This window comes from Stenotrophomonas acidaminiphila, from assembly GCF_001431595.1.
In the GTDB taxonomy this organism is placed as follows: Bacteria; Pseudomonadota; Gammaproteobacteria; order Xanthomonadales; family Xanthomonadaceae; genus Stenotrophomonas; species Stenotrophomonas acidaminiphila.
Genome location: NZ_LDJO01000025.1, coordinates 15415 through 35775, shown reverse-complemented (window position 1 = coordinate 35775; position 20361 = coordinate 15415). Strand labels below are relative to the sequence as shown.

At 70.2% G+C, this 20361-nt stretch carries 19 protein-coding genes; 2 read left to right on the top strand and 17 right to left on the bottom strand.

Going from position 1 to position 20361, the window contains the following annotated elements; genetic code table 11:
* Nucleotides 1-30: 30 nt before the first annotated feature.
* The gene (locus tag ABB33_RS08205; protein ID WP_056931802.1) at nucleotides 31-1266 is read right to left on the bottom strand and encodes an exo-beta-N-acetylmuramidase NamZ family protein; all 1236 of its coding nucleotides are present in this window, start codon (nucleotides 1264-1266) and stop codon (nucleotides 31-33) included.
* Nucleotides 1267-1365: 99 nt separating this feature from the next.
* Between ABB33_RS08205 and ABB33_RS08200 the strand changes: the two genes are divergently transcribed.
* Complete coding sequence (locus ABB33_RS08200; protein ID WP_056931801.1) at nucleotides 1366-3663, top strand: beta-N-acetylhexosaminidase; 2298 nt, start codon at nucleotides 1366-1368, stop codon at nucleotides 3661-3663.
* 66 nt (nucleotides 3664-3729) lie between these two features.
* Here ABB33_RS08200 and ABB33_RS08195 read toward each other — a convergent pair whose 3' ends face one another.
* The 3 genes from ABB33_RS08195 to ABB33_RS08185 form a co-directional block, all read right to left on the bottom strand.
* Nucleotides 3730-4095, bottom strand: a complete 366-nt coding sequence (locus ABB33_RS08195; RefSeq protein ID WP_056931800.1) for a cupin domain-containing protein — start codon at nucleotides 4093-4095, stop codon at nucleotides 3730-3732.
* Nucleotides 4096-4411: 316 nt separating this feature from the next.
* Entirely contained in the window at nucleotides 4412-4825 is a 414-nt protein-coding gene (locus ABB33_RS08190) for a VanZ family protein (protein ID WP_152985015.1), read from the bottom strand.
* Entirely contained in the window at nucleotides 4822-6006 is a 1185-nt protein-coding gene (locus tag ABB33_RS08185; RefSeq protein WP_056931799.1) for a class I SAM-dependent methyltransferase, read from the bottom strand. The genes ABB33_RS08190 and ABB33_RS08185 overlap by 4 nt, the downstream gene beginning before the upstream one ends.
* A gap of 54 nt (nucleotides 6007-6060) precedes the next feature.
* Between ABB33_RS08185 and ABB33_RS08180 the strand changes: the two genes are divergently transcribed.
* Nucleotides 6061-6798 (top strand): pteridine reductase, encoded by a 738-nt coding sequence (locus ABB33_RS08180; RefSeq protein WP_054662948.1) that lies wholly within the window; start codon nucleotides 6061-6063, stop codon nucleotides 6796-6798.
* 16 nt (nucleotides 6799-6814) lie between these two features.
* Here the strand turns inward: ABB33_RS08180 and folK are convergent, their stop codons facing one another.
* From folK to ABB33_RS08115, 13 genes are all read right to left on the bottom strand, one after another.
* Entirely contained in the window at nucleotides 6815-7297 is a 483-nt protein-coding gene (gene folK, locus ABB33_RS08175) for a 2-amino-4-hydroxy-6-hydroxymethyldihydropteridine diphosphokinase (protein WP_054662944.1), read from the bottom strand.
* Between the two features lie 120 nt (nucleotides 7298-7417).
* Nucleotides 7418-8938 carry a hybrid sensor histidine kinase/response regulator gene (locus ABB33_RS08170; RefSeq protein ID WP_056931798.1) on the bottom strand — a complete coding sequence of 507 codons (1521 nt, stop codon included), beginning with the start codon at nucleotides 8936-8938 and terminating at the stop codon, nucleotides 7418-7420.
* 6 nt (nucleotides 8939-8944) lie between these two features.
* Nucleotides 8945-9385 carry a response regulator gene (locus tag ABB33_RS08165; RefSeq protein WP_054662938.1) on the bottom strand — a complete coding sequence of 147 codons (441 nt, stop codon included), beginning with the start codon at nucleotides 9383-9385 and terminating at the stop codon, nucleotides 8945-8947.
* An 11-nt stretch (nucleotides 9386-9396) separates the two neighbouring features.
* The gene (locus ABB33_RS08160) at nucleotides 9397-11202 is read right to left on the bottom strand and encodes a sensor histidine kinase (RefSeq protein WP_054662935.1); all 1806 of its coding nucleotides are present in this window, start codon (nucleotides 11200-11202) and stop codon (nucleotides 9397-9399) included.
* A gap of 193 nt (nucleotides 11203-11395) precedes the next feature.
* Nucleotides 11396-11743 (bottom strand): BON domain-containing protein, encoded by a 348-nt coding sequence (locus ABB33_RS08155; protein ID WP_056931797.1) that lies wholly within the window; start codon nucleotides 11741-11743, stop codon nucleotides 11396-11398.
* Nucleotides 11744-11761: 18 nt separating this feature from the next.
* Nucleotides 11762-12676 (bottom strand): phosphogluconate dehydrogenase (NAD(+)-dependent, decarboxylating), encoded by a 915-nt coding sequence (gnd, locus tag ABB33_RS08150; protein ID WP_056931796.1) that lies wholly within the window; start codon nucleotides 12674-12676, stop codon nucleotides 11762-11764.
* Nucleotides 12661-13947 (bottom strand): hypothetical protein, encoded by a 1287-nt coding sequence (locus ABB33_RS08145; RefSeq protein WP_380611220.1) that lies wholly within the window; start codon nucleotides 13945-13947, stop codon nucleotides 12661-12663. The genes gnd and ABB33_RS08145 overlap by 16 nt, the downstream gene beginning before the upstream one ends.
* Nucleotides 13944-14489 carry a DUF2242 domain-containing protein gene (locus ABB33_RS08140; protein ID WP_056931795.1) on the bottom strand — a complete coding sequence of 182 codons (546 nt, stop codon included), beginning with the start codon at nucleotides 14487-14489 and terminating at the stop codon, nucleotides 13944-13946. The genes ABB33_RS08145 and ABB33_RS08140 overlap by 4 nt, the downstream gene beginning before the upstream one ends.
* Before the next feature lie 95 nt (nucleotides 14490-14584).
* Complete coding sequence (locus ABB33_RS08135) at nucleotides 14585-16759, bottom strand: carboxy terminal-processing peptidase (RefSeq protein WP_056931794.1); 2175 nt, start codon at nucleotides 16757-16759, stop codon at nucleotides 14585-14587.
* Nucleotides 16760-17147: 388 nt separating this feature from the next.
* Nucleotides 17148-18155 carry a lipoyl synthase gene (gene lipA, locus ABB33_RS08130; protein ID WP_054662920.1) on the bottom strand — a complete coding sequence of 336 codons (1008 nt, stop codon included), beginning with the start codon at nucleotides 18153-18155 and terminating at the stop codon, nucleotides 17148-17150.
* A 15-nt stretch (nucleotides 18156-18170) separates the two neighbouring features.
* Nucleotides 18171-18875, bottom strand: a complete 705-nt coding sequence (lipB, locus tag ABB33_RS08125) for a lipoyl(octanoyl) transferase LipB (RefSeq protein WP_056931793.1) — start codon at nucleotides 18873-18875, stop codon at nucleotides 18171-18173.
* Complete coding sequence (locus tag ABB33_RS08120) at nucleotides 18863-19141, bottom strand: DUF493 family protein (RefSeq protein WP_054668581.1); 279 nt, start codon at nucleotides 19139-19141, stop codon at nucleotides 18863-18865. Before ABB33_RS08120 ends, lipB begins: the two co-directional genes overlap by 13 nt.
* A 146-nt stretch (nucleotides 19142-19287) precedes the next feature.
* Nucleotides 19288-20241, bottom strand: coding sequence for a CsgG/HfaB family protein (locus tag ABB33_RS08115; protein ID WP_054662914.1), 954 nt, complete (start codon nucleotides 20239-20241; stop codon nucleotides 19288-19290).
* Nucleotides 20242-20361 lie beyond the last annotated feature (120 nt).

Sequence of the window (20361 nt, the reverse complement as noted above, 5' to 3'; positions counted from 1 at the left end):
AGGGGGCGTCGGGGAGCATCCCCGCCGCCCTCACGGGTACAGCAGATAGCGCGTGCGCAGCGCCTCGAACCGCCGCAGCTCCGGCTGCCAGCGTGCCTGCATCGCATCGAGCGCATCGCCGCGCCCGATCGCCTCGCGCAGCCAGGCATTGCCGGCCAGCTTGTCGAAGAAGCCGGGCGTCGCGCCCGGTGCATCGGACTGGAAGCGGAACGCATCCGGATACAGGTCGTGCAGGGTCTTGACCACCGCCAGCCCGGTACGGAACGGCACGAACGCCTCGCGGTCGGTGACGTGGATCTGCACCCCGCCGCAGGCCTTGCCGGCGTGCTTGGAGAAGCTCGGGGTGAACGCGGTCGGGCGGAAGCGCACGCCCGGCAGGTCGAGCGCGTTGAGCGCATCGGCCAGTTGCCGCGCATCGACGAAGGGCGCACCGAGGGTCTCGAACGGCCGCGTGGTGCCGCGGCCCTCGGACACGTTGGTACCTTCCAGCAGCGCCGTGCCCAGGTAGACCAGCGCGGTATCGCGCGTGGGCATGTTCGGCGACGGCGGTACCCACGGCATGGCCCCGCCTGGCTCGGCATCGCCGCGCTGCCAGCCGCGCATCGGCACCACGCTGAGATCGGCGCCGATGCCGAACCCGGCATTGAACAACCGCGCCAGTTCGCCGATGGTCATGCCGTGGCGCACCGGAATGGGGAACATGCCCACGAACGAGGCCTGCGCCGGCTCCAGCACCGGGCCTTCCACCTTCAGCCCGCCGACCGGATTTGGCCGGTCCAGCACCCACACCGGGATGCCGTCGCGCCGCGCCGCGCGCAGCACGTTGGCCAGCGTGTACGGGTAGGTGTAGAAACGCGCCCCCACATCCTGGATGTCGAACAGCAGCAGGTCGATGCCGCGCAGCATCTCCGGGGTCGGTTCGCGGTGCTCGCCGTAGAGGCTGTGCACCGGCAATCCGGTGGCCGCATCGCGCGATGAATCCACGTGCCCACCGGCCTGCACGTCGCCGCGCACGCCATGCTCCGGGCCGAACAGCGCCACCAGCTGGACGTCGGTACGCGCGGCCAGCAGGTCGATGTCGCTGCGCAGCGCGCGGTCGACGCCGGTCATGTTGGTGACCAGGCCGATGCGCTTGCCCTTCAGCGCATCGGCGCGCTCGCGCAGCAGCACCTCGATGCCGGGCTCGGGTCCATCGCCAACCGCCGCGATGGCCTGCACCGGCACCGTCGCCGCCAGCAACAGCCCGCACAGGAAAAGGTTTCTCATGTATCCATGCATGCGCGTATCCGGAGCAGGGGCGGCGATGGGCAACGATAGCCGATCATCGGATAATCCGGCCTGGCCCTTGCGCAACCGGAATCCATGATGCGTCGATCCGCGTGGCTGTCCCTCTGCCTGCTGGCGCTGTGCCAGCCGGTCCGCGCCGGCGGCGACGCCATCGTCCCCTCGCTCATTCCACAACCGGCGTCGATGCGGGTCGATGCCGATGCCGCGGCCTTCTCCGTGGACGCCAGCACCGTCGTGCAGGCCGAGGGCGACGCCGCGATGCGGGTTGCGGGCCAGCTCAACGCGTTCCTCGCAAAGGCCGGACGCACGCCCTTGTCCATCGCCGCACGCGGCCAAGGCACGCACGGCATCCGCCTGGCTGTCGAACCGGGCAGCGGCATCCCGGCGGAAGGCTATGCGCTCAGCGTCGGCGACGACGGCATCACGATCCGCGCCAGCAGCGAGGCCGGCCTGTTCCATGGCGCGGTGACCCTGTGGCAGCTGCTCACCCAGAGCGCCGCCGCGCGCGTGACGCTGCCGGCCATGCGCATCGACGATGCGCCGCGCTTCCCGTGGCGCGGCTACATGCTCGATTCGGCCCGGCATTTCCAGACCCCGGCGCAGGTCAGGCAGTTGCTCGACACGATGGCGCTGCACAAGCTCAACGTGTTCCATTGGCACCTGACCGACGACCAGGGCTGGCGCATCGAGATCAAGCGCCATCCACGCCTGGCGCAGGTCGGTGGCTGCCGGGTTCCCGCCGGCGATGCCGGCGTCGATCCGGCCAGCGGCACGCCGGTGCGTTACTGCGGCTGGTATACGCAGGACGATATCCGCGACATCGTCGCCCATGCCGCCGCACTGCACATCACCGTGGTGCCGGAGATCGACATGCCCGGCCATGCCACCGCCGCCATCGCCGCCTACCCGGCGCTCGGTACCGAGGGCCGGCAGATCCCGGTTTCCGCGCACCGCGGCATCCACGCCAACCTGTTCAACGTGGACGATGCCACGTTCGACTTCCTCGATGGCGTGTTCGCCGAAGTGGCGCAGCTGTTCCCCGGCCCCTACATCCACGTCGGCGGCGACGAGGCCATCAAGGCGCAGTGGCAGGCGTCGCCACGCGTGCAGGCGCGGATGCGCGAGCTCGGGCTGGCCGACGAGGATGCGTTGCAGAGCTGGTTCATCCATCGCCTGGAAGCGCAGGTCCACGGCCACGGCAAGCGCCTGATCGGCTGGGATGAGATCCTCGACGGCGGCCTGGCGCCCGACGCCACGGTGATGTCCTGGCGTGGCATCGACGGCGGCCTCGCCGCCGCGCGGCAGGGCCACGACGTGGTGATGTCGCCCAATGCCGACCTGTACCTGGATTACCTGCAGACCGATTCGCCGGACGAGCCCGGCGGCCGCCCGCGGCCGAAGCTGATCCCGATGGAGCGGTTCTACCGCTTCGAACCGGTGCCCGAGGCGCTGGACGCGGACCGGCACCACCACATCCTCGGCCTGCAGGCCAACATGTGGACCACCGACGACGTGCGGTTTTCCGCGGTCGAGCACAACACCTTCCCGCGCCTGCTGGCAGTGGCCGAGACCGGCTGGACGCCAAAGGCCGGCAAGGACTACGCCAGCTTCCTGCAGCGGCTGCCGGCCTGGACCCGGCGCTACCAGGCGCTGGGCGTCGGCTATGCGCGCACGCCGTTCGGCGTGCTGCTGGACGATGCGCCCGCCGCTGCCGGCAAGGCGACGCTGCAGCTGTCCAATCCGCTCGGCTACCCGGTGCGCTACACGCTCGACGGCAGCGAGCCGACGGCGCGGTCGCCGCTGTACGCCGGCCCCATCGAGGCCGGGCTGCCGCTGCAGCTGCGCACCGCCGCCTTCGCCGGCGACAACGCGCTGCAGCCCGCGCAGCGTTTCGAGGTGACGGCCGCCAGCCTGCGCAGCCGCGGCAACGCGCAGCTGCAGCCGTGCATCGCCCAAGGCCCGGTGCTGCGGATGCAGGACGATACCGTGCAGGCCGACGGCCGGCGCGCCCTGTTCAACGTCGCCTTCATGCAGCCGTGCTGGCGCTGGGAACAGGCGCCCATGGCCGGCGCGGAAAGCATCGAAGTACGCGCCGGCCGCCTGCCCTACATCATCGACCAGAGCGAGGAAGAGAACGCCCGCCGCCGCTTCCTGCCCGCACGCAGCGCGCATGGCGAACTGGACATCCGCGCCGGCTCCTGCGACGGCAAGCGCATTGCCACCGCACCGCTGCCCGCACGCCCCGACGCCGACAGCTTCATCACCCTGCACGCGCCACTGCTGCGCCGCACCGACAAAACCGAAGCGCTGTGCATCCGCTTCAGTGGCGACTTCCGCCCCGACATGTGGGTGCTGGACCGGGTGACGCTGCGCTAGCGGCGCGCACGGGTACCGGCGCGCCGCTGCAGGGGCCGCCCAGACGCGCCGGCAGCTGCGCGCGGGTTACACCCAGATATCATTCGGTGCCGTGTAGGCGCCGCCGGCGTCGCCGGTGTTGACCACCCCGCGCGGCTCCACCAGCATGATGCTGCACTCGCTGGACGCCACCGGGCGGTGCTCCACGCCCTTGGGCACCACGTACATTTCGCCGGCGGCAAGCGCGACGGACCGGTCCCTGAACTCGAGCACCATCTCACCGGCCAGCACGATGAACACCTCATCGGTGTCCGCATGCGAATGCCAGACGAACTCACCGAGCACCTTGGCGAGCTTGAACTGGTAGTCGTTCATCTCCGCGATGACCCGGGGCGACCAATGCTCCGAGAACCGGGCCAGCTTTTCCTGCAGGTTGATGGCGGTGTCAGGCATGCGCACCCAGCTGTTGTTCGAAGATGAAAGGCAACCAGCATGGACGCTGGCGGGGAGAACCGGCGGTGGCGCGTGGCCGCGGCCATGCGCCGCATGGCCGGTGTCGGTCACCGCGTGCAACTGGCTATGCGGCGTGCAGGCAATCGCCTGGATGGCACGGTAGCACCCGGACCGGACCCTCTCAATGCATGCCGCGGGTGCATGCGCCCCGGGGGGAAGCACGCCCGATCGCGCAGTCGCCTTTCCCTCGGCCACCACCGGCGCGAGCCTGCGCACAGCGCCGCTGCGCTGAAGCGCCCTGAGCAGATGCAGGCGCCTACCGCTGCCCTGCGGCGTCGCGGCGCGGCTGCAGCCGCAGCAGCAGGTCGCGCAACGGGGTGAACGCCGTTGCCAGTCCCACCGCCACGCCGACGGTATTGGCCAGCGCGTCGAACGGGTCGGCACTGCGGGTAGCGGTCAGCGCGCCCTGCGCGAACTCGATGCACACGCCCATCGCGACCAGCGCCAGGCCCACGGCCGCCAGCGCGCGGCCGCGCCGGAACAGCTGCACCGCGCTGGCCGCAAGCAGGAAATAGGCGATGAAGTGTTCGGCCTTGTCGCCGTTTTCGGGCAGCGGCGGCAACGGCGGCGGCGGGAGCAGGCACACCGCGACCACGCCCAGCACCGCCAGCACCCACAGCCCGATCCAGAACGGCAGGTGGCGCAGCGGCTTGAACAGCGGGCCGCTCACAGGCGCCAGATCAGGTCGCCCATCGCGAACGCCGCCGACAGGTCGACATCGCGACTGAAGCCCATCACCTGGAAGCGCTCGCCCATTTCGGTGGGCAGGGTCAGGCGCTTGAACTGTTCGCGCAGGCGCACGCGCCCGACCTCGTCGGTGCGCTCATCGGCGTCCTCGAGCAGGGCGGTGATGCCGTTGCCGAACAGGAAGCCGGCCTGGTGGCAGTAGCCGGCCAGGTCGAAGCCGGCGCCGGTGCCGGCCTCGGCCAGTGCGGTGAAATCCACCGAGGCGGTGATGTCCTGCAGGCCCGGCCAGCGGTAGACGTCGTTGTGCACGCGGTGGCGGTAGAACGCACGCACGGTGCCGTCGCGGCGGTCGTCCTGGTAGAACTCGGCGCGGGTGTAGCCGTAGTCGACGAACAGCATGGCGCCGCGGCGCAGGCCGCCGGCCACCGCCTGGATCCAGTACGGCAGCTGCGGCAGCAGTTCCGAGCGGTAACCGTCGGCGAACGGGCGCTCCAGGTAGCGCTCCACGTGGCGCACCGCGGCCGACAGCAGCATGTCCGCCGGCTGCGCACCGCGTACGAAGCGGCCCTCGCCGTCGAGCTCGACGGTCTCCTCGTAGACCTCGCCCTGGTCGATGAGGAAGCGCGGCGTGGGCAGCGCGTCGATCACCTCGTTGGCGAACAGAACGCCGTCCCATGCGTCCTCGAACGGGCGGTCCAGCCATTCCACGCGGGCGAAGACCGCCGGGTCGAGCGCGTCCTGCAGGCGCTGGTGCTGGCGCTGGCGCAGGTCGGCGCTGGGTTCGAGGATGGCGTAGCGCGCCGGCAGGGCGTCCAGTTCGGCCAGGCGCCCGAGCGCGGCCTCGGCGAACGCGCCGCTGCCACCGCCCAGTTCCAGCACGCGCGCCTGTGCACCGAGCCCACGCAATGCCGGAGCCAGCGCGTTGGCGGTGGCCGCGGCGAACAGCGTGCCCATTTCCGGTGCGGTGACGAAGTCGCCGGCAGCGCCGAACTTGCTGGCGCCGGCGCTGTAGTAGCCCCAGCCCGGCGCATACAGCACCAGCTCCATGAACCGCGAGAACGGCATCGCGCCGCCCTGGGCGAGCATCTCCGCGCGCAGGTGCGCGGCCAGCTGCTCGCTGTGGGCCAGCGCGTCGGATTCGGGCAGGGGCAGGTCGGAATGCATGGCACGGCGGTTTGCGGAGACAATGCACAGGATAGCCGAGCGAGGAAAACGCAGATGACGGATCCGCAACGGGTGGCTTTGGTGACGGGCAGCGCGCGCCGTATCGGCGCGGTCATAGCCCGCCACCTGCACGCCCATGGTTACCGGCTGGCGCTGCACGCGCACCAGTCGGGCGAGGAGCTGCAGGCGCTGGCCTTCGACCTGGAGAGCGAGCGCCCGGGCAGCGTGCTGGCGGTACAGGCCGACCTGCGCGACCCGCAGGCGCTGCCGGAGCTGGTCGAGGAGGTGGTGGCGCATTTCGGCCGGCTCGACGCGCTGGTCAACAATGCCTCCAATTTCTTCCCCACGCCGTTCGGCCAGGTCCAGGTCGAGCAGTGGGACGAGCTGTTCGCGGTCAACGCACGCGCGCCGTTCTTCCTGGCCCAGGCCGCCGCCGGGCACCTGCGCCGGCAGCGCGGGGCCATCGTCAATCTGACCGATCTGCACGCCAGCCAGCCGCTGCGCGACCACCCGGCCTATTCAGCGGCCAAGGCCGCGCTGGAAATGACCACGCGCTCGCTGGCGCTGGAACTGGCCCCGCACGTACGGGTGAACGCGGTGGCGCCCGGCGCGATCCTGTGGCCGGAACAGGGCAAGAGCGAGGCGGCCAAGCACAAGCTGATGGAGCGCACGCCACTGGCGCGTACCGGCACGCCGCACGAGATCGCCGCGGCGGTGCGCTGGCTGCTGGACGATGCCGGCTACATCACCGGGCAGACGCTGCGGCTCGATGGCGGGCGTACGCTGACCTAGCCGCGCGGCGTGCCGGTTACAGCGCGACCGTGTCGAACGCGTGGCCGTGCTGCGGGTGCGCCTGCCACATCTGCCGCAGGCTGAGGCCACGGACCGGGTCGATGAAATCCGGGGCGATGTCGGCCAGCGGCTTGAGCACGAAGGCATGCTTGAGCTCGGGACGGGGGATGCGCAGGTGCCCGGGGCCTTCCACCACCAGGTCGCCGTAGTACACCACGTCGATGTCGAGGGTACGGTCGCTGAAACGCGGCCCGCTGCGGTCGCGGCCGTGCGCATCCTCGACCGCATGCAGCCAGTCGTCCAGTTCCACCAGCGGCAGGCCGGTATCGAGCATCACCGCGTTGTTGAGGAAATCAGGGCCGTCGAAGCCCACCGCAGGCGTGCGGTAGGCCGGGGAGACGGTGATCTGCCCGAAACGCTCGCGCAGCGCCTGCACCGCCGCCTGCAGGTGATGTTGCGGGCGCACGTTGCTGCCCAGGCTGAGTAGGACGGTCGTCATCGGGGGAGGCGCGGCGTGCCACCGCGCGGTCGCAATCGGGACGCACATGATAGGGCCTGGGCCGGGCGACCAGTACCCGGCAACCCGGCGCCAGAACCTTCCGCGCGCGTTGCCGGCGCCTCAGCCGGTGCCCAGCGCGTCAGCCACGACGCGGAATACGCGCTGCATCTCCAGCGGGCGCGGCAGCACGTGCACGCTGATTCCCGCGGGCACCATGCCATCGGCAAACGCTTCGTTGCTGTTCTCCTCCAGCACGATGGCCGGGCCGCGGTATCCCATGCCGTGCATCTCGGTGAGCAGCTGCCCGGCGGACAGCAGCGGGATGCCACTGTCGACCAGCACCGCGTCCGGCATGCCGGCCTCCTGCAGGTGGCGCATCGCCGCTGCGCCGTCCGCGGCCAGCCGCAGCCGGTACCCCTGGCTGGCCAGTGCGTTGCCCAGCAGCGACAGGCGCGTGGCTTCGTCGTCCACCACCAGTATCCGCTGGCCGCGACCGGCCGGGACCACCGGCCTGTCGCCGACTTCCGGTTCCGCCACCGCGCCATGCAACGGCAGCAGCAGGTTGAAGCAGGTACCCTCGCCCAGGCGGCTGGACACCGAGATCGTGCCGTCCAGGCTCTCGACGATGCGCTTGCACGACACCAGTCCCAGCCCGGTGCCGCTGGCCTTGGTGGTGAAGAACGGGCTGAACAACCGCTCCAGGGTCGTCTCGTCCATGCCGATGCCCTGGTCCTGCACGCGGATGCACAGGCGCTCGCCATCGGTGGTGGCCACGCGTTCGGCCACCAGGCTCAGGCGGCCGCCATCGGGCATGGCCTGGATCGCGTTGAGCGCCAGGTTGAGCAGCACCTGCTGCAGTTCGGTGTAGTTGCCCTCCACCGCCATGCGCTCGTCGCGCACGTCCAGGTGCAGGTCGATGTTGCCCGGCAGGCTGCTCTTGAGCAGCATCCCCACCGCCTGGAACAGCCGCTGCAGCACGATGCGCTCGCTGGGCAGGCGCGAACCGCGCACGAACGACAGCATCGACTCGACCATCTCGTGGCCGCGCCGCCCGCATTCGGCGATGACGTCGGCCAGCCGCACCACCTTGGGGTCGTCGCTGCGGTCGCGGATCAGGTCCGGCACGATCAGCAGCGGCTGCAGGATGTTGCGCAGGTCGTGGCTGAGCCCGGCCGCCAGCAGGGCCAGGCTTTCCAGCCGCTGCGCGCGCATCAGTTCATCCTCGACCCGCAACCGCTCCATCTCGCGCCGCGCCTCGCGGACGGCACGCGCCACCGCCGAGGGCAGCCGCGCCGGCTGGTGCTTGATGATGTAGTCGTTGGCGCCTTCGTGCAGCGCCTGTACCGCGGTCTCCTCGCCCATCGTCCCGGAGACGAAGATGAAGGGCACCTGCGGGTGCGTCTCGCGCAGGATGCGCAGCGCCTGGTAGCCGGAGAAGCCCGGCATGCTCAGGTCCGAGAGCACGATGTCCGGCACCCACCGCGCCAGCAGCGCGCGCATCTCGGCGTCGCTGTCGACCCGCTCGAAGCTGCATTCCAGCCCGGCTTCGAGCATCTGGTCGCACAGCAGCTCGGCGTCCTCGGCCGAGTCCTCGACCAGGAGGATGCGCAATGGACCCAACGGCGTCCCTTTGTTGGGCATCTGCGCTTACTCCAGCTCCGGGGCCTGGTTGATGACCGCCCAGAAGGTGCCGAGCGTCTTGACCGCGTTGAAGAACTGGTCGACGTCCACCGGCTTGACCACGTAGGCGTTGACGCCCAGGTCCCAGCTGCGCGCCAGGTCGCTTTCCTCGCGCGAGGACGACAGGATCACCACCGGCAGGCGCTTCAGTTCGTCCTCGGCGCGGATGCGCTGCAGCACCTCCAGCCCGTCCATGCGCGGCATCTTGATGTCCAGCAGCAGCACCGCCGGCAGGCCTTCCTCGCGGTTGGCGTACGCCCCGCGGCGCATCAGGAAATCCAGCGTCTCCACGCCGTCCTCCACGTGCACGATGGGATTGGCCAGGCGCGCGTCGCGCAGCGCGTCGATCGCCATTTCGGCGTCGGCCGGGCTGTCTTCGGCAATGAGGATGGTACGCAGGGGACTCATTCGGGTGGACCTCAGCTGTGCGCGTCGGGCGCAGGGGGTGGAAGGATGAAATGGAAGGTGGCGCCCTGGTCGACCTGGGCCTCGGCCCAGATCCGTCCGCCGTGGCGGGTAAGCACGCGGCGCACGCTGGCCAGGCCGATGCCCGTGCCGGGATAGTCGCTGGCCTTGTGCAGGCGCTGGAACACGCCGAACAGCTTGCCGGCGTACTGCATGTCGAAACCGGTGCCGTTGTCGCGCACCGTGAACTGGTGCCCACCGTCGGGCAGCTGCTGCGCGGATATTTCGATCAGCGCGTGTTCGCGGCCGGCAGTGTACTTGACCGCGTTGCCGAGCAGGTTCAGCCACACCTGGCGCATCATGTTCTCGTCGGCCACCAGGACCGGCAGCGGGCCGATGTTCCACTGCACGTCGCGTACCGTACCGTCGGCGCCGGCCTCGGCGCGCAGGTTGGAATCCAGCAGCGCGCGCGTGTCGGCGACCAGCGACTGCATGTCCACTGGCTGCAGGCGCATCGCGCCGCGGCCCAGCCGCGAATAGACCAGCAGGTCGTCGATCAGCGCCGCCATGCGCCGCGCCGAGTCGCCGATCACCTGCAGGTAGTGGCGCGAGCGCTCGTCCGCGTCCTCGCCCAGGTGCCGTGCCAGCTTGTCGGAGAACCCGGCCACGTGCCGCAGCGGCGCGCGCAGGTCATGCGAGACCGAATAGCTGAACGCCTCCAGCTCGCGGTTGACCTCGGCCATCTGCTCGATCTTGCCTTCCAGCTGCCGGTTCAGCTCCTCGACGCGCAGCTGCACGGCGCGCTGCAGGGTGACGTCGCTGACCGTCATCAACACCACTTCATCGTCGCTGTCCGGCAGCGGCATGCGCCGGGCATTGACCAGCATGATCCGCACCAGGCCATCGACACCGCGCTGTTCGTGCTCGTAGTCCCACAGCTCGCGGCCGCGCAGCAGCACGTCGGCCAGGCGCTGGTGGATGATCGGGTCGGCCCAGGCGCCCTCGCCGACCGACTGCAGCGGCTGGCCGTTGGCATCGCGGCCCTGCACGCCGTAGAGCTCGGCGAAGGCGGCGTTGTGCAGCACGATGCGCTGCTCGGCATTGAGCAGCACGATCGGCTCGCGCACCGTCTGCAGCACCGCCCCGGCGCGGGCGCTGGCCTGCAGCAGGCGCTGTTCGGCGCGGTTGCGGCGGCCGATCTGCCGCTTGAGCAGCCACAGCACCAGCCCCAGCAGCAGCAGCTGCGCGGCCAGCGTGCTCCAGGTGACCAGGGTGGACAGGCGCTGCTGCCGCTGCGCCGCCGCCACGCGCTTGGTCAGCAGCTGCTCTTCGTGATGCTGCAGTTCCACGACGATGTCGCGGATCGGATAGCTGAAGGTCATCTCTTCGATCAGCTGGCGCTGGCGCGGCGAATCGACGCTGTCGGCGATCTGTTTGGCCAGCGCCATGCGCCGTTCCAGCATGGAGGTGATGCGGCCGATGCGCACCAGCTGCTCCGGGCTGTCGCTGACCAGGTTCGACAGTTCGCCCAGCGTCTGCCCGATGTAGTCGGCGCGCCGCAGGCGTTGCCGCAGCGCGTCGGATTCCACGCCCTTGGACATGGTCAGCGCGGCCGACTCCACATCGCGGATATCGGCCTGCAGCACGTACAGGCGTGCGCTCACCGCCTGGGTATGCGCCACCCAGTTGGCGGCATTGACGCTGTCGCGCGAGAGCTGCAGCAGCAACAACGAAGGCACCACGACGATCAGCAGCGCGGCCAGTGCCAGGCCGGCGAAGCGCCAGCGGTCCCAGCCCTCGTCGGTGAATCGATAAGCCATCCTCATTCCTTAGCCTGTGGCCGGTACCAAAACCGGGATGAGCGTGAACGGTTTCCCAGGTACGCCAGGCCGTTGGCAGGCAGTGCCAAGGGAGCGGCTCCCCTGAGACTGGAGCCGGCCGAGTGCATGCGAACCGGTGCGCAAGCATTGCATGATTCGCGGCCGGAGTGAACGCGGCGCAGGGCGCCCGCCGTCACGGATACGGCGTTGTCCCGGCAACCTGCAATGCCTGCGCCTCCACGCCGCGCACGCCCCATACCCGAGTGGCCAGTTCAACCACACGGTCGCGGGTGATCGGGCTGTCGACCGATCCTTCCAGGGTGACCACGCCTGCGGCAGTAGCGACGCGCACGTCGGCATGGCCGTCACGCTGCAGCGGCACCAGCGCGGCACGGATGCGGGTGGTGATCCAGGCGTCGCCCGGCTGCTCCGGAGCCGCTGCCTGCGGCGGCTCCGGCGGTGCCTGGGCGTGCAGTGGCGGCGCCACCACGCCGCACAGGCATCCGCCCAGCAGGATCCATGCATGCCAGGGATTCTTCATCGTCCCGCCCCTCCCCATTCATTCACCATCGTTGGCCGCCTTCACCGCATGCCCGCCGAAGCCGCTGCGCATCTGCGCCAGCATCCGGTCGGCGAAGGAGTTGGCTTCGCGCGAGCGCAGGCGCTCCAGCAACGAGAGCGTGATCACCGGCGCCGACACGTCCAGTTCGATCGCCTCGCTGACCGTCCAGCGGCCCTCGCCGGAATCCTGCACATAGGGCGCGATGCCTTCCAGCCGCGGGTTGTCCCGCAGCGCGTCGGTGGCCAGGTCCAGCAACCATGAACGCACCACGCTGCCGTGCCGCCACACCTCGGCCACCTGGGCCAGGTCGAGCGCGAACGCCTGCTTCTTCTGCATCAGCGCGAAACCCTCGGCATAGGCCTGCATCATTCCGTACTCGATGCCGTTGTGGACCATCTTGCAGAAATGCCCGGCGCCGACCGGCCCCACGTGCGCCCAGCCGCGATCCGCCGCCGGCGCCAGCACCTGCAGCGCCGGCTTCAGGCGCGCCATCGCGCCCGGCTCGCCGCCCAGCATCAGGCAGTAGCCTTCCTTCAGGCCCCAGACGCCGCCGCTGGTGCCGCAGTCGATGAACGCCACCTGCGCCTGGTGGCAGCGCTGCGCGTGCCGCAACGAATCCCGGTACCAGGAATTGCCGCCGTCCACGACCAGGTCGCCGGGCGCCAGCAGTGGCAGCAACTGTTCCAGCAGCGGCTCGACCGCCGCCGCCGGCACCATCAGCCACACCGCGCGCGGCGCAGGCATCGCCTGCACCAGCGCCTCCAGCGAGGCCGCCGTGGCCACGCCGGCGCTGGCCATGCGCTCGCGTGCCGCCTGCCCGGGATCGAAGCCGGTCACGCGGATGCCCCCGCGGTGCAGGCGCTGCGCCATGTTGGCGCCCATGCGCCCCAGCCCGATCATGCCCAGTTCCATGTTCCACCTCGTTCGTCGATGTAAGCGGTTGCCCCCGCGCAATCGCGCAGCTGCGCCTGCAGCCAGCGGCGGAACAGCGTGGTGTGCAGATTGTGCAGGGCCAGGTCGATGGCGTACGGCGTGCGCGGATTGCGGTCGAGCAGGCGCGCGATGTGGTAGCCCAGCGGGCGGATGCCCCTGGGGTGCACGTAGAGCATCAGCCCGGCATAGACCGGGTCGGCGAGCAGCGCGTCCATCTGCGCCAGCAACGGGCGCTGCGCCAGCGGCAGCGCCTCGCGCAGCGCCGGGTCGCGTTCGTGCAGCAGTCGCTCGAAGTAGCGCCCGCCGCTGGCCGGCATCTGCCGCGACAGCTCCCACAGGCGCCGGTTGAGCGCGTCGTAGTGGGCGAAGCCGCCGTGCCGCGCCAGCGCATCGGCGGCCTGTGCGCTGACATCGGTGATGATGAAGTTCTCGGCCTGGTTGTTGATGTCATCCAGGTACTGCCGGTCGAATACGTGCTCGATGAAGCCGGGCACGCCCATGAACGCCTGCCGTCCCAGGCGCGCGCTGCGTACCGCCTTGCCGTCGGCGAAGAACTCGCCGGCCTGGCTGCCCAGCAGGATGCTGGGGGTGTCGTGCAGGGTGAGGAAGGTGCCGATCGACAACTCGCCCGGCGTGAACTCGCGGTCGAAGCCGGCATCGCCGTACAGCTCGCGCTGCGTGGCCAGCTGCGCGACCTGGCGACCGACGCCGCATTCCGAACGCACCCGCCCGCTGTAGAACGCCTCCAGCGCGACCGAATTTGAGGCGACCGGCCGGTAGCCGCGGCCGAAGCTGCGGAAGCGCTGCCAGCCCTGTGAACGCGCGCCGCGTGCGCCGAACCCGATCCACCCCAGCTGCAGCGCGGAGAAGCGGTAGCCGCGATTGTCCTGCAGGCGCGTGGCGGCGCGGCGCGCGGCCTCGCCCAGTTCGAACGCGTAGGCGCACAGGGTCGCGGGGTGCTCGAGCAGCTCGCGCTGCAGGCGCGCGCGCGGGACGCCTGCGTAGCCGCGCGGCACCTGCACCTGCAGGTCGCCGTGCCGTCGCGCATCGTCCAGCGAGGCACGGCGGCAGGGCTCGCCCCCGTGCACCAGCGGCGCGGGCACGTCGCTTTCGCGTATCTGCCAGCCCAGCCGTTGCAGCAGCGGCAGCACGCAGGCGGCGCCATCGGCGGCCGCCACCGTCGGTGCCAGGCCCAGCAGCGCCAGCGCGCATCCGCTCAACCAGGCCGGGATGCGACGGGCACGCCTCACCGCGCGGCGTCCCCTGGAGCCGCCGGGGTCAGGTACTGCTGCAGGCGCTCGAAGAAATGACGGTAGAACACCGGGTCCTGCACCGTGCTGCTGGCCACCCGCACCAGCGAATCGTCGTTGCCGCCGAACGGCAGCGATACCGAACCCAGCGCGCCGACCCCGACGCTGGCCGATGTCGGCGATTTCTTCAGCGCGTAGCGGTCCTGCACGGCGCTGGCGAACACCTGCGCGCGGCCATTGCCGTGCGCCGCGCAGGACACCCGCAGCACCAGCTGCTCGTGCAGTTCTTCCCTGGGCTGGAAATTCTTGTTGGCCTCGACGCTGTCGGTACCGGCGCGGGTGATCGCGTAGCCCTGCCCCAGCAGCGCACGGCGCGCCGCTTCGCAGGCCTGCGCCGGGGACGCATCGATGTCGCGGGTATAGGTATCGCCGGAGTCGAACGACTCGCGCAGCAGCGGGGTGTCGGCGGCCCGGCCGCCACAGCCGCCCAGGACGGTGCAGCAGGCCAGGGCCAGCAGTACGCGTGAACGATGCCTGTGCATGGCGCCTCCACATACCGGAAGGCCATCAGCATAACGCCGCCAGCGTGCAGGCACGCTGACGGCGCATTGAACGCGCGGACGCTGTCGGCCCGCGCTCAGTCGGCCCAGCGGCCGGGGCCGCTGGACTGCGGCAGCACCTGCGCCGACAGCGGCCGGTCCTTCTCCAGCAGGTTCACCGCATCGGCCAGGATCGACGCCGATTCCTTGAGCAGCGGATCGGGGCGCTTCTCGGCGGCCTTCTCGCGCGCGGCATCCTTGACGATGTCGCGCTCGTTGCCGGTCAGGCCGTCGTCGCTGCCGTCGTCGGCCAGCGGGTCCAGCGGCAGGCCCAGTTCCTTGCGCACTTCCTGGCGCTGCTTGCGCTGGGCGTCCTGCTTGTCGCGTTCGGCGCGGCGCTCGGCCTCGTTGAGCGATACGTACTTCTTCGCCGCCTCGCTGCGGAACTGCTGCACGTCCTCTTCCCACCACCTGAACTCGCGGTCGCCGCGGATGCGCGCGACATGGCGCGTCTCCAGCTTCGGCAGGATCGGCGCGAAGTTGCCGTACTGGGTGTGCGGCACCGCGGCGATGCGGGTCCAGGGCAGCGCATTGTCGTAGGTGCTCTCGCCGAACTCGCTGGCATCGACGCTGGCCGGGAATGCCAGGTCGGGCACCACGCCCTTGTGCTGGGTGGACGAGCCGCTGACGCGGAAGAACTGGGCGATGGTCAGCTTGACCTGGCCGAAGCGTTCCTTCTCGCTGGCCGGCCAGCGGTCCAGCGGCACCACGTTCTGCACGGTGCCCTTGCCGAAGGTGGTCTCGCCGATCACCAGGCCGCGGCCATAGTCCTGGATGGCGCCGGCGAAGATCTCCGAGGCCGAGGCCGAACCGCGGTTGATCAGTACCGCCAGCGGCCCGTCCCATGCCACGGCCGGGTTGCGGTCGCTGTTGACGGTGACCCGGCCGCCGGATTCGCGCACCTGCACCACCGGCCCCTGTTCGATGAACAGGCCGGTCAGTTCGATCGCCTCGTCCAGCGAACCGCCGCCGTTGTTGCGCAGGTCCAGCACCACGCCGTCGAGCTTGTCGGCCTTGAAGCCGGCCAGCAGGCGCGCCACGTCGCGGGTGGCCGAGGCATAGTCGGTGGCGTTGCGGCGACGGCCCTCGAAATCCTGATAGAAGGTCGGCAGCTTGACGATGCCGATGCGTCGCGCAGGCTCGCCGGCGGCGCCGGGAATGGACATGGTCTCGCCCTTGGCGGCCTGCTCGGCCAGGCGCACCTTCTGCCGGGTCAGGGTCACCATGCGGTGCTTGCCGTCCAGGCCTTCGGCGGCGGGGATGAACTCCAGCCGCACCTGGGTGTCCTTGGCGCCGCGGATCTTGGCCACCACGTCGTCGATGCGCCAGCCGATCACGTCCTCGACCGGGCCCGAGCGGCCCTGGCCGACACCGACGATGCGGTCGCCCGGCTTGAGGGTGCCGTCCACCGAGGCCGGGCCGCCGGCGATGATCTCGCGGATCACCACCACGTCGTCCTGGCGCTGCAGCTGCGCGCCGATGCCTTCCAGCGACAGCGACATGGCCTGGTTGAAGTTCTCGGCCGTGCGCGGGGTGAAGTAATCGGTGTGCGGATCGACCGCGCGGGTGTAGGCGTTCATGAAGAAGGAGAACACGTCCTCCCCCTTCACCTCGTTGACCGACTTGAGCAGCGTGGCGTAACGCTTGTCCAGGGTCTTGCGGATGTCGGCGGCCGGCTTGCCGGCCAGCCGCAGCCGCAGCCAGTCGTTCTTCACCGACTTGCGCCACAGTTCGTCCAGCTCGGCGCTGGTCGCCCACGGCACGTCCTTGCGGTCGTAGTCGAAGCGCTCGTTGGTGGTGAAATCCGGCTCCTGCCGCAGCAGCCGCCGCGCATGGGCCACGCGTTCGCCGACGCGCTGGCGGTAGACCGCGAACACCTCGAACGCCGGGTCGAGTTCGCCGCTGCGGATCGCGTTGCCGGTCCGTTCGGCCAGCGGCGCGAAGCGCTCCACGTCGTCCCGGGTGAAGAACTGCTTGCCACTGTCCAGCGACTCCAGGTAGCGCTTGAACACATCCTGCGAGGTCGCCGCGTCCAGCGGGCGCGGGCGGTAGGCGTAGCGGCTGTCGGACAGCAGCCCGTAGACCAGCTTGGAGGTGGTCGCCTGGTCGACCGTCGCGGTGGACGGCAGCGCCGAGGTGTCGGCGCGCGCCAGCAGCGCGGCCGGCGCGGTCAGCGCGAAAGCCAGCAGGAAAGCGGGTACTCGGTAGTTCATCAAAATACTCGTGGCACCGGGCGGTGGAATGAGACTGCGGATGACTCGGACAACGGGACAGTGCCGGAAGTTGCAGCGCTTGTCATCCGGACCGCCCACAGCCTAGCGGCCCGACCGTAGCGCAACGTGAACCGTGCCGGAGCCCCGCCGGGCCGGCCAGCCCGGCGACGGGCGCGGTGGTCATTCCAGCAGGGGCAACCGGGGTGCCTGGCGATCGCCCGGCTGCCGGGGCGAGGCTCGCGGGCCAGGGCAGCCGGGGCGGTAGAACGGGAAAAGCAGGCCCGGGCCACGCTGCCGGGCATAACGCTGTGCACCGTGGCGGCGGCACTGCGCCGCGCCACCCTGCAAGCGGCGCGGACACGGGCTCGCGGGGTGCGGCGAAGGCGCGTCAGCCGACCCCGGCGCCGGCGGCCTGGCGGTCGGCGTGGTAGGACGAGCGCACCATCGGCCCGGACGCCACGTGGTGGAAACCCAGCGCGTAGCCGTAGTCCTCCAGCGCCTTGTACTCGTCCGGCGTCCAGTAGCGCAGCACCGGGTGGTGGTGCGGGGTCGGCTGCAGGTACTGGCCGATGGTGACCATTTCCACGTCGTGCGCGCGCAGGTCGCGCAGCGTGGCCTGCACCTGCTCCAGGGTTTCGCCCAGGCCGAGCATGATGCCGGACTTGGTGGGCACGCCCGGATGCTGCGCCTTGAACTTCTGCAGCAGGGTCAGCGACCACTGGTAATCCGCGCCCGGGCGCACGTTGCGGTACAGGTCCGGCACGGTCTCGATGTTGTGGTTGAACACGTCCGGCGGATTGGCCGCAAGGATCTCCAGCGCGCGCTCCATGCGTCCCTTGCCACGGAAGTCCGGGGTCAGGATCTCGATCCGGGTACCCGGACTGAACTCGCGGATGGCGCTGATGCAATCGACGAAATGGCCGGCGCCGCCATCGCGCAGGTCGTCGCGGTCCACGCTGGTGACCACCACGTACTTCAGGCCCATGTCCTTGACCGTCTGCGCCAGGTGCAGCGGCTCGGCGGCGTCCGGCGGCTTGGGCCGGCCGTGGGCGACGTCGCAGAACGAGCAGCGGCGGGTGCAGACCTCGCCGAGGATCATGAACGTGGCGGTGCCGTGGCCGAAGCACTCGTGGATGTTCGGGCAGCTGGCCTCCTCGCATACCGTCACCAGCCGGTTCTCGCGCAGCTTGGCCTTGAGCTGCTGGACGGCGTTGCCGGACGGGATGCGCACGCGGATCCACGACGGCTTGCGCAGCACCGGGGCATCGGCGAACTGCACCGGCGAACGGTTGATCTTGTCGCCACCGAGCTGTTTGGCGCCGGCCTGCAGCGGCGCGGACGGGGTGTCGCCCTGCAGGACCTGCAGGGGGATGGAGCGGCTGGTGGATTCGTTCATGGCGTTCCGGCGGCGTCAGGGCCGCATGGTCAGGTCGGGCAGTCCGGGATCGTCGCGCAGGTCCAGCCCGAACTGCCGGGCCAGATGGGACAGCAGCACCGGCTTGACCGCCGCGATGCCCGAAGGACCGCCCAAGTCTAGCACCGAGGTCACCTGCATCCCGGCGTAACCGCAGGGATTGATGCGATGGAAGGGCTCCAGGTCAAGGCTGACGTTGAAAGCCAGCCCGTGGAAACTGCAGCCGCGGCGCACGCGGATGCCGAGCGCGGCGATCTTGGCGCCGCCGACGTACACCCCCGGCGCGCCCTCCAGGCGTTCGGCGACGATGTTCCACTCGTCCAGGGTGTCGATGATCGCCTGCTCGATGCGGCATACGTAGTCGCGCACGCCGATGCCCAGCCGGCGCAGGTCCAGCAGCGGGTAGACCACGATCTGGCCGGGGCCGTGGTAGGTCACCTGGCCGCCGCGGTCCACGTGCAGCACCGGGATGTCGCCCGGCGCCAGCACGTGCTCGTCCTTGCCGGCCTGGCCCAGGGTGAACACCGGATCGTGCTCGACCACCCACAGCTCGTCGGTGGTGGCGTCGTCGCGGGCGTCGGTGAAACGCTGCATCGCGTGCCAGACCGGTGCATAGGCCTGGCGACCGAGGTCGCGCAGCGTCGCCGCGCGGACCTTGCCAGCGCCCACCGCCGCGGCCGCGCAGGCGCCTACAGCGTCCACTTCACTTCCGGATGGTTGCGCAGGGCCGCGTGCGCGGCGTCGTACTGCTCGCGGCTGTCGGCCTTGAAGGCGATGCGCACGGACACGTACTTGCCGTTGGACGAGTGCTTCCAGCTGATGCGCTCGCTGAGCACATCCAGACCGGCCTGCAGCAGCAGCTGCGGCAGTTCATGCTCCAGCCCGATGTTGGCAGCGCCCATGGCGCTCAACTCGAAGGTGCCGGGAAACTGGAAGCCGTGTTCGGGGTTGTCGGACTTGATTTCCATGCCCGCCATTATCGGGGCGCGGACCGGCAAACCCAAGGTCCGGGAACGCGGAAGGGCCGCTGCGGGCGGCCCTTCCATGGAAAGCTGCGTTGTCGCCGCGCGGCCGGCGCCGGGCGGACGCCGGCACCGGTGCGGGCGCGCCGCCCTTACTTGGACAGCTCCAGCAGGGTCGAGGAGACCCAGCCCTTGTTGCCCAGTTCATCCTCGACTTCCCACATCACGCCTTCCTTGTTGCCGGTCGGGTACAGCATCATGCCCGCGTCCAGCGAACGCACCGGCGCGCCGGTGCCCTTGGCGTTGGCCAGCAGGCGCCCCGGACGGGTCACCGTCACCGCCTGCTGGGCGTTGGCCGCCGAGGCGTTCTCCGGCAGGCCGCCGAGCTGGGCGACGATGTCGGTGTAGGCCTGCAGGTAGGCCATGGTGATGACCTGGCCGATTTCGGTGTTGGCATAACCGCCGACGCCGGCGGCACCGAAGCCGCTGCCGCCGAACAGGCCGCCGCCGGCACCGAAGCCGATGTCGCTCTTGCGCGCCGAGCCCTCGGAGATCGCCACCTGCTCGGAGGAGCGCACGTCGGTCACTGTCAGCACCACGTCGGCGGTCTTGCTGCGGAAATTCAGGCCACCGACGATCGCGCCGGCCTTGCCGCCGATCAGGCCGCCCAGCAGGCCGCCGATGGCATTGCCGCCGGCGTCGCTGTTCTGCGACACCAGGTCGGGGATCATCACGTAGTCGGCGGCCTTGATCTGGCCCTTGCCGACGTTGGAACGGCCGCGCAGGTCGCCGCTGGCGGCCAGCTCACGCTCGAACTGGCCGGCGGCCATGCCGGCGCCGCGGTCCACCAGGGTGAAGCAGCGCGAGCGGCTGACGAACACCTTGATCAGCCGCGATGGCGCCGGCAGCTGCTGGCCGGTCCACCAGTTGGTGGCGTCTTCCGGCTCGATCACCGAAATCGTGCCGATCGGACGCTGGCACACCGGAATCTGGGCGGCAGCCTGCTTGCGCTGCTCCTGGGCCTGGGTGCCGGTGTTCTTGAACGACGCCTGCGCCGGCTGGCTGGACACGACCGCGGCGACACCCACGGTCAGGGCAGCCGCCATCAGCGGCGAAAAGACATTACGCATAGTGTTGTATTCCCCGTTAACCTGCGCCGCGTGGCGGGCGCGTTCCTTTGGTCTGAAAACCCAGCGACTAGGGTCCTGGTCCTTGCAGGCAGCCAG

Bases quoted from the DNA above. Each gene is read 5' to 3' on its own strand.
- ABB33_RS08205 (WP_056931802.1), bottom strand. From the start codon at position 1,266: ATGAGAAACCTTTTCCTGTGCGGGCTGTTGCTGGCGGCGACGGTGCCG.
- ABB33_RS08200 (WP_056931801.1), top strand. From the start codon at position 1,366: ATGCGTCGATCCGCGTGGCTGTCCCTCTGCCTGCTGGCGCTGTGCCAG.
- ABB33_RS08195 (WP_056931800.1), bottom strand. From the start codon at position 4,095: ATGCCTGACACCGCCATCAACCTGCAGGAAAAGCTGGCCCGGTTCTCG.
- ABB33_RS08185 (WP_056931799.1), bottom strand. From the start codon at position 6,006: ATGCATTCCGACCTGCCCCTGCCCGAATCCGACGCGCTGGCCCACAGC.
- ABB33_RS08180 (WP_054662948.1), top strand. From the start codon at position 6,061: ATGACGGATCCGCAACGGGTGGCTTTGGTGACGGGCAGCGCGCGCCGT.
- folK (WP_054662944.1), bottom strand. From the start codon at position 7,297: ATGACGACCGTCCTACTCAGCCTGGGCAGCAACGTGCGCCCGCAACAT.
- ABB33_RS08170 (WP_056931798.1), bottom strand. From the start codon at position 8,938: ATGCCCAACAAAGGGACGCCGTTGGGTCCATTGCGCATCCTCCTGGTC.
- ABB33_RS08165 (WP_054662938.1), bottom strand. From the start codon at position 9,385: ATGAGTCCCCTGCGTACCATCCTCATTGCCGAAGACAGCCCGGCCGAC.
- ABB33_RS08160 (WP_054662935.1), bottom strand. From the start codon at position 11,202: ATGGCTTATCGATTCACCGACGAGGGCTGGGACCGCTGGCGCTTCGCC.
- ABB33_RS08155 (WP_056931797.1), bottom strand. From the start codon at position 11,743: ATGAAGAATCCCTGGCATGCATGGATCCTGCTGGGCGGATGCCTGTGC.
- gnd (WP_056931796.1), bottom strand. From the start codon at position 12,676: ATGGAACTGGGCATGATCGGGCTGGGGCGCATGGGCGCCAACATGGCG.
- ABB33_RS08140 (WP_056931795.1), bottom strand. From the start codon at position 14,489: ATGCACAGGCATCGTTCACGCGTACTGCTGGCCCTGGCCTGCTGCACC.
- ABB33_RS08135 (WP_056931794.1), bottom strand. From the start codon at position 16,759: ATGAACTACCGAGTACCCGCTTTCCTGCTGGCTTTCGCGCTGACCGCG.
- lipA (WP_054662920.1), bottom strand. From the start codon at position 18,155: ATGAACGAATCCACCAGCCGCTCCATCCCCCTGCAGGTCCTGCAGGGC.
- ABB33_RS08120 (WP_054668581.1), bottom strand. From the start codon at position 19,141: ATGGAAATCAAGTCCGACAACCCCGAACACGGCTTCCAGTTTCCCGGC.
- ABB33_RS08115 (WP_054662914.1), bottom strand. From the start codon at position 20,241: ATGGCGGCTGCCCTGACCGTGGGTGTCGCCGCGGTCGTGTCCAGCCAG.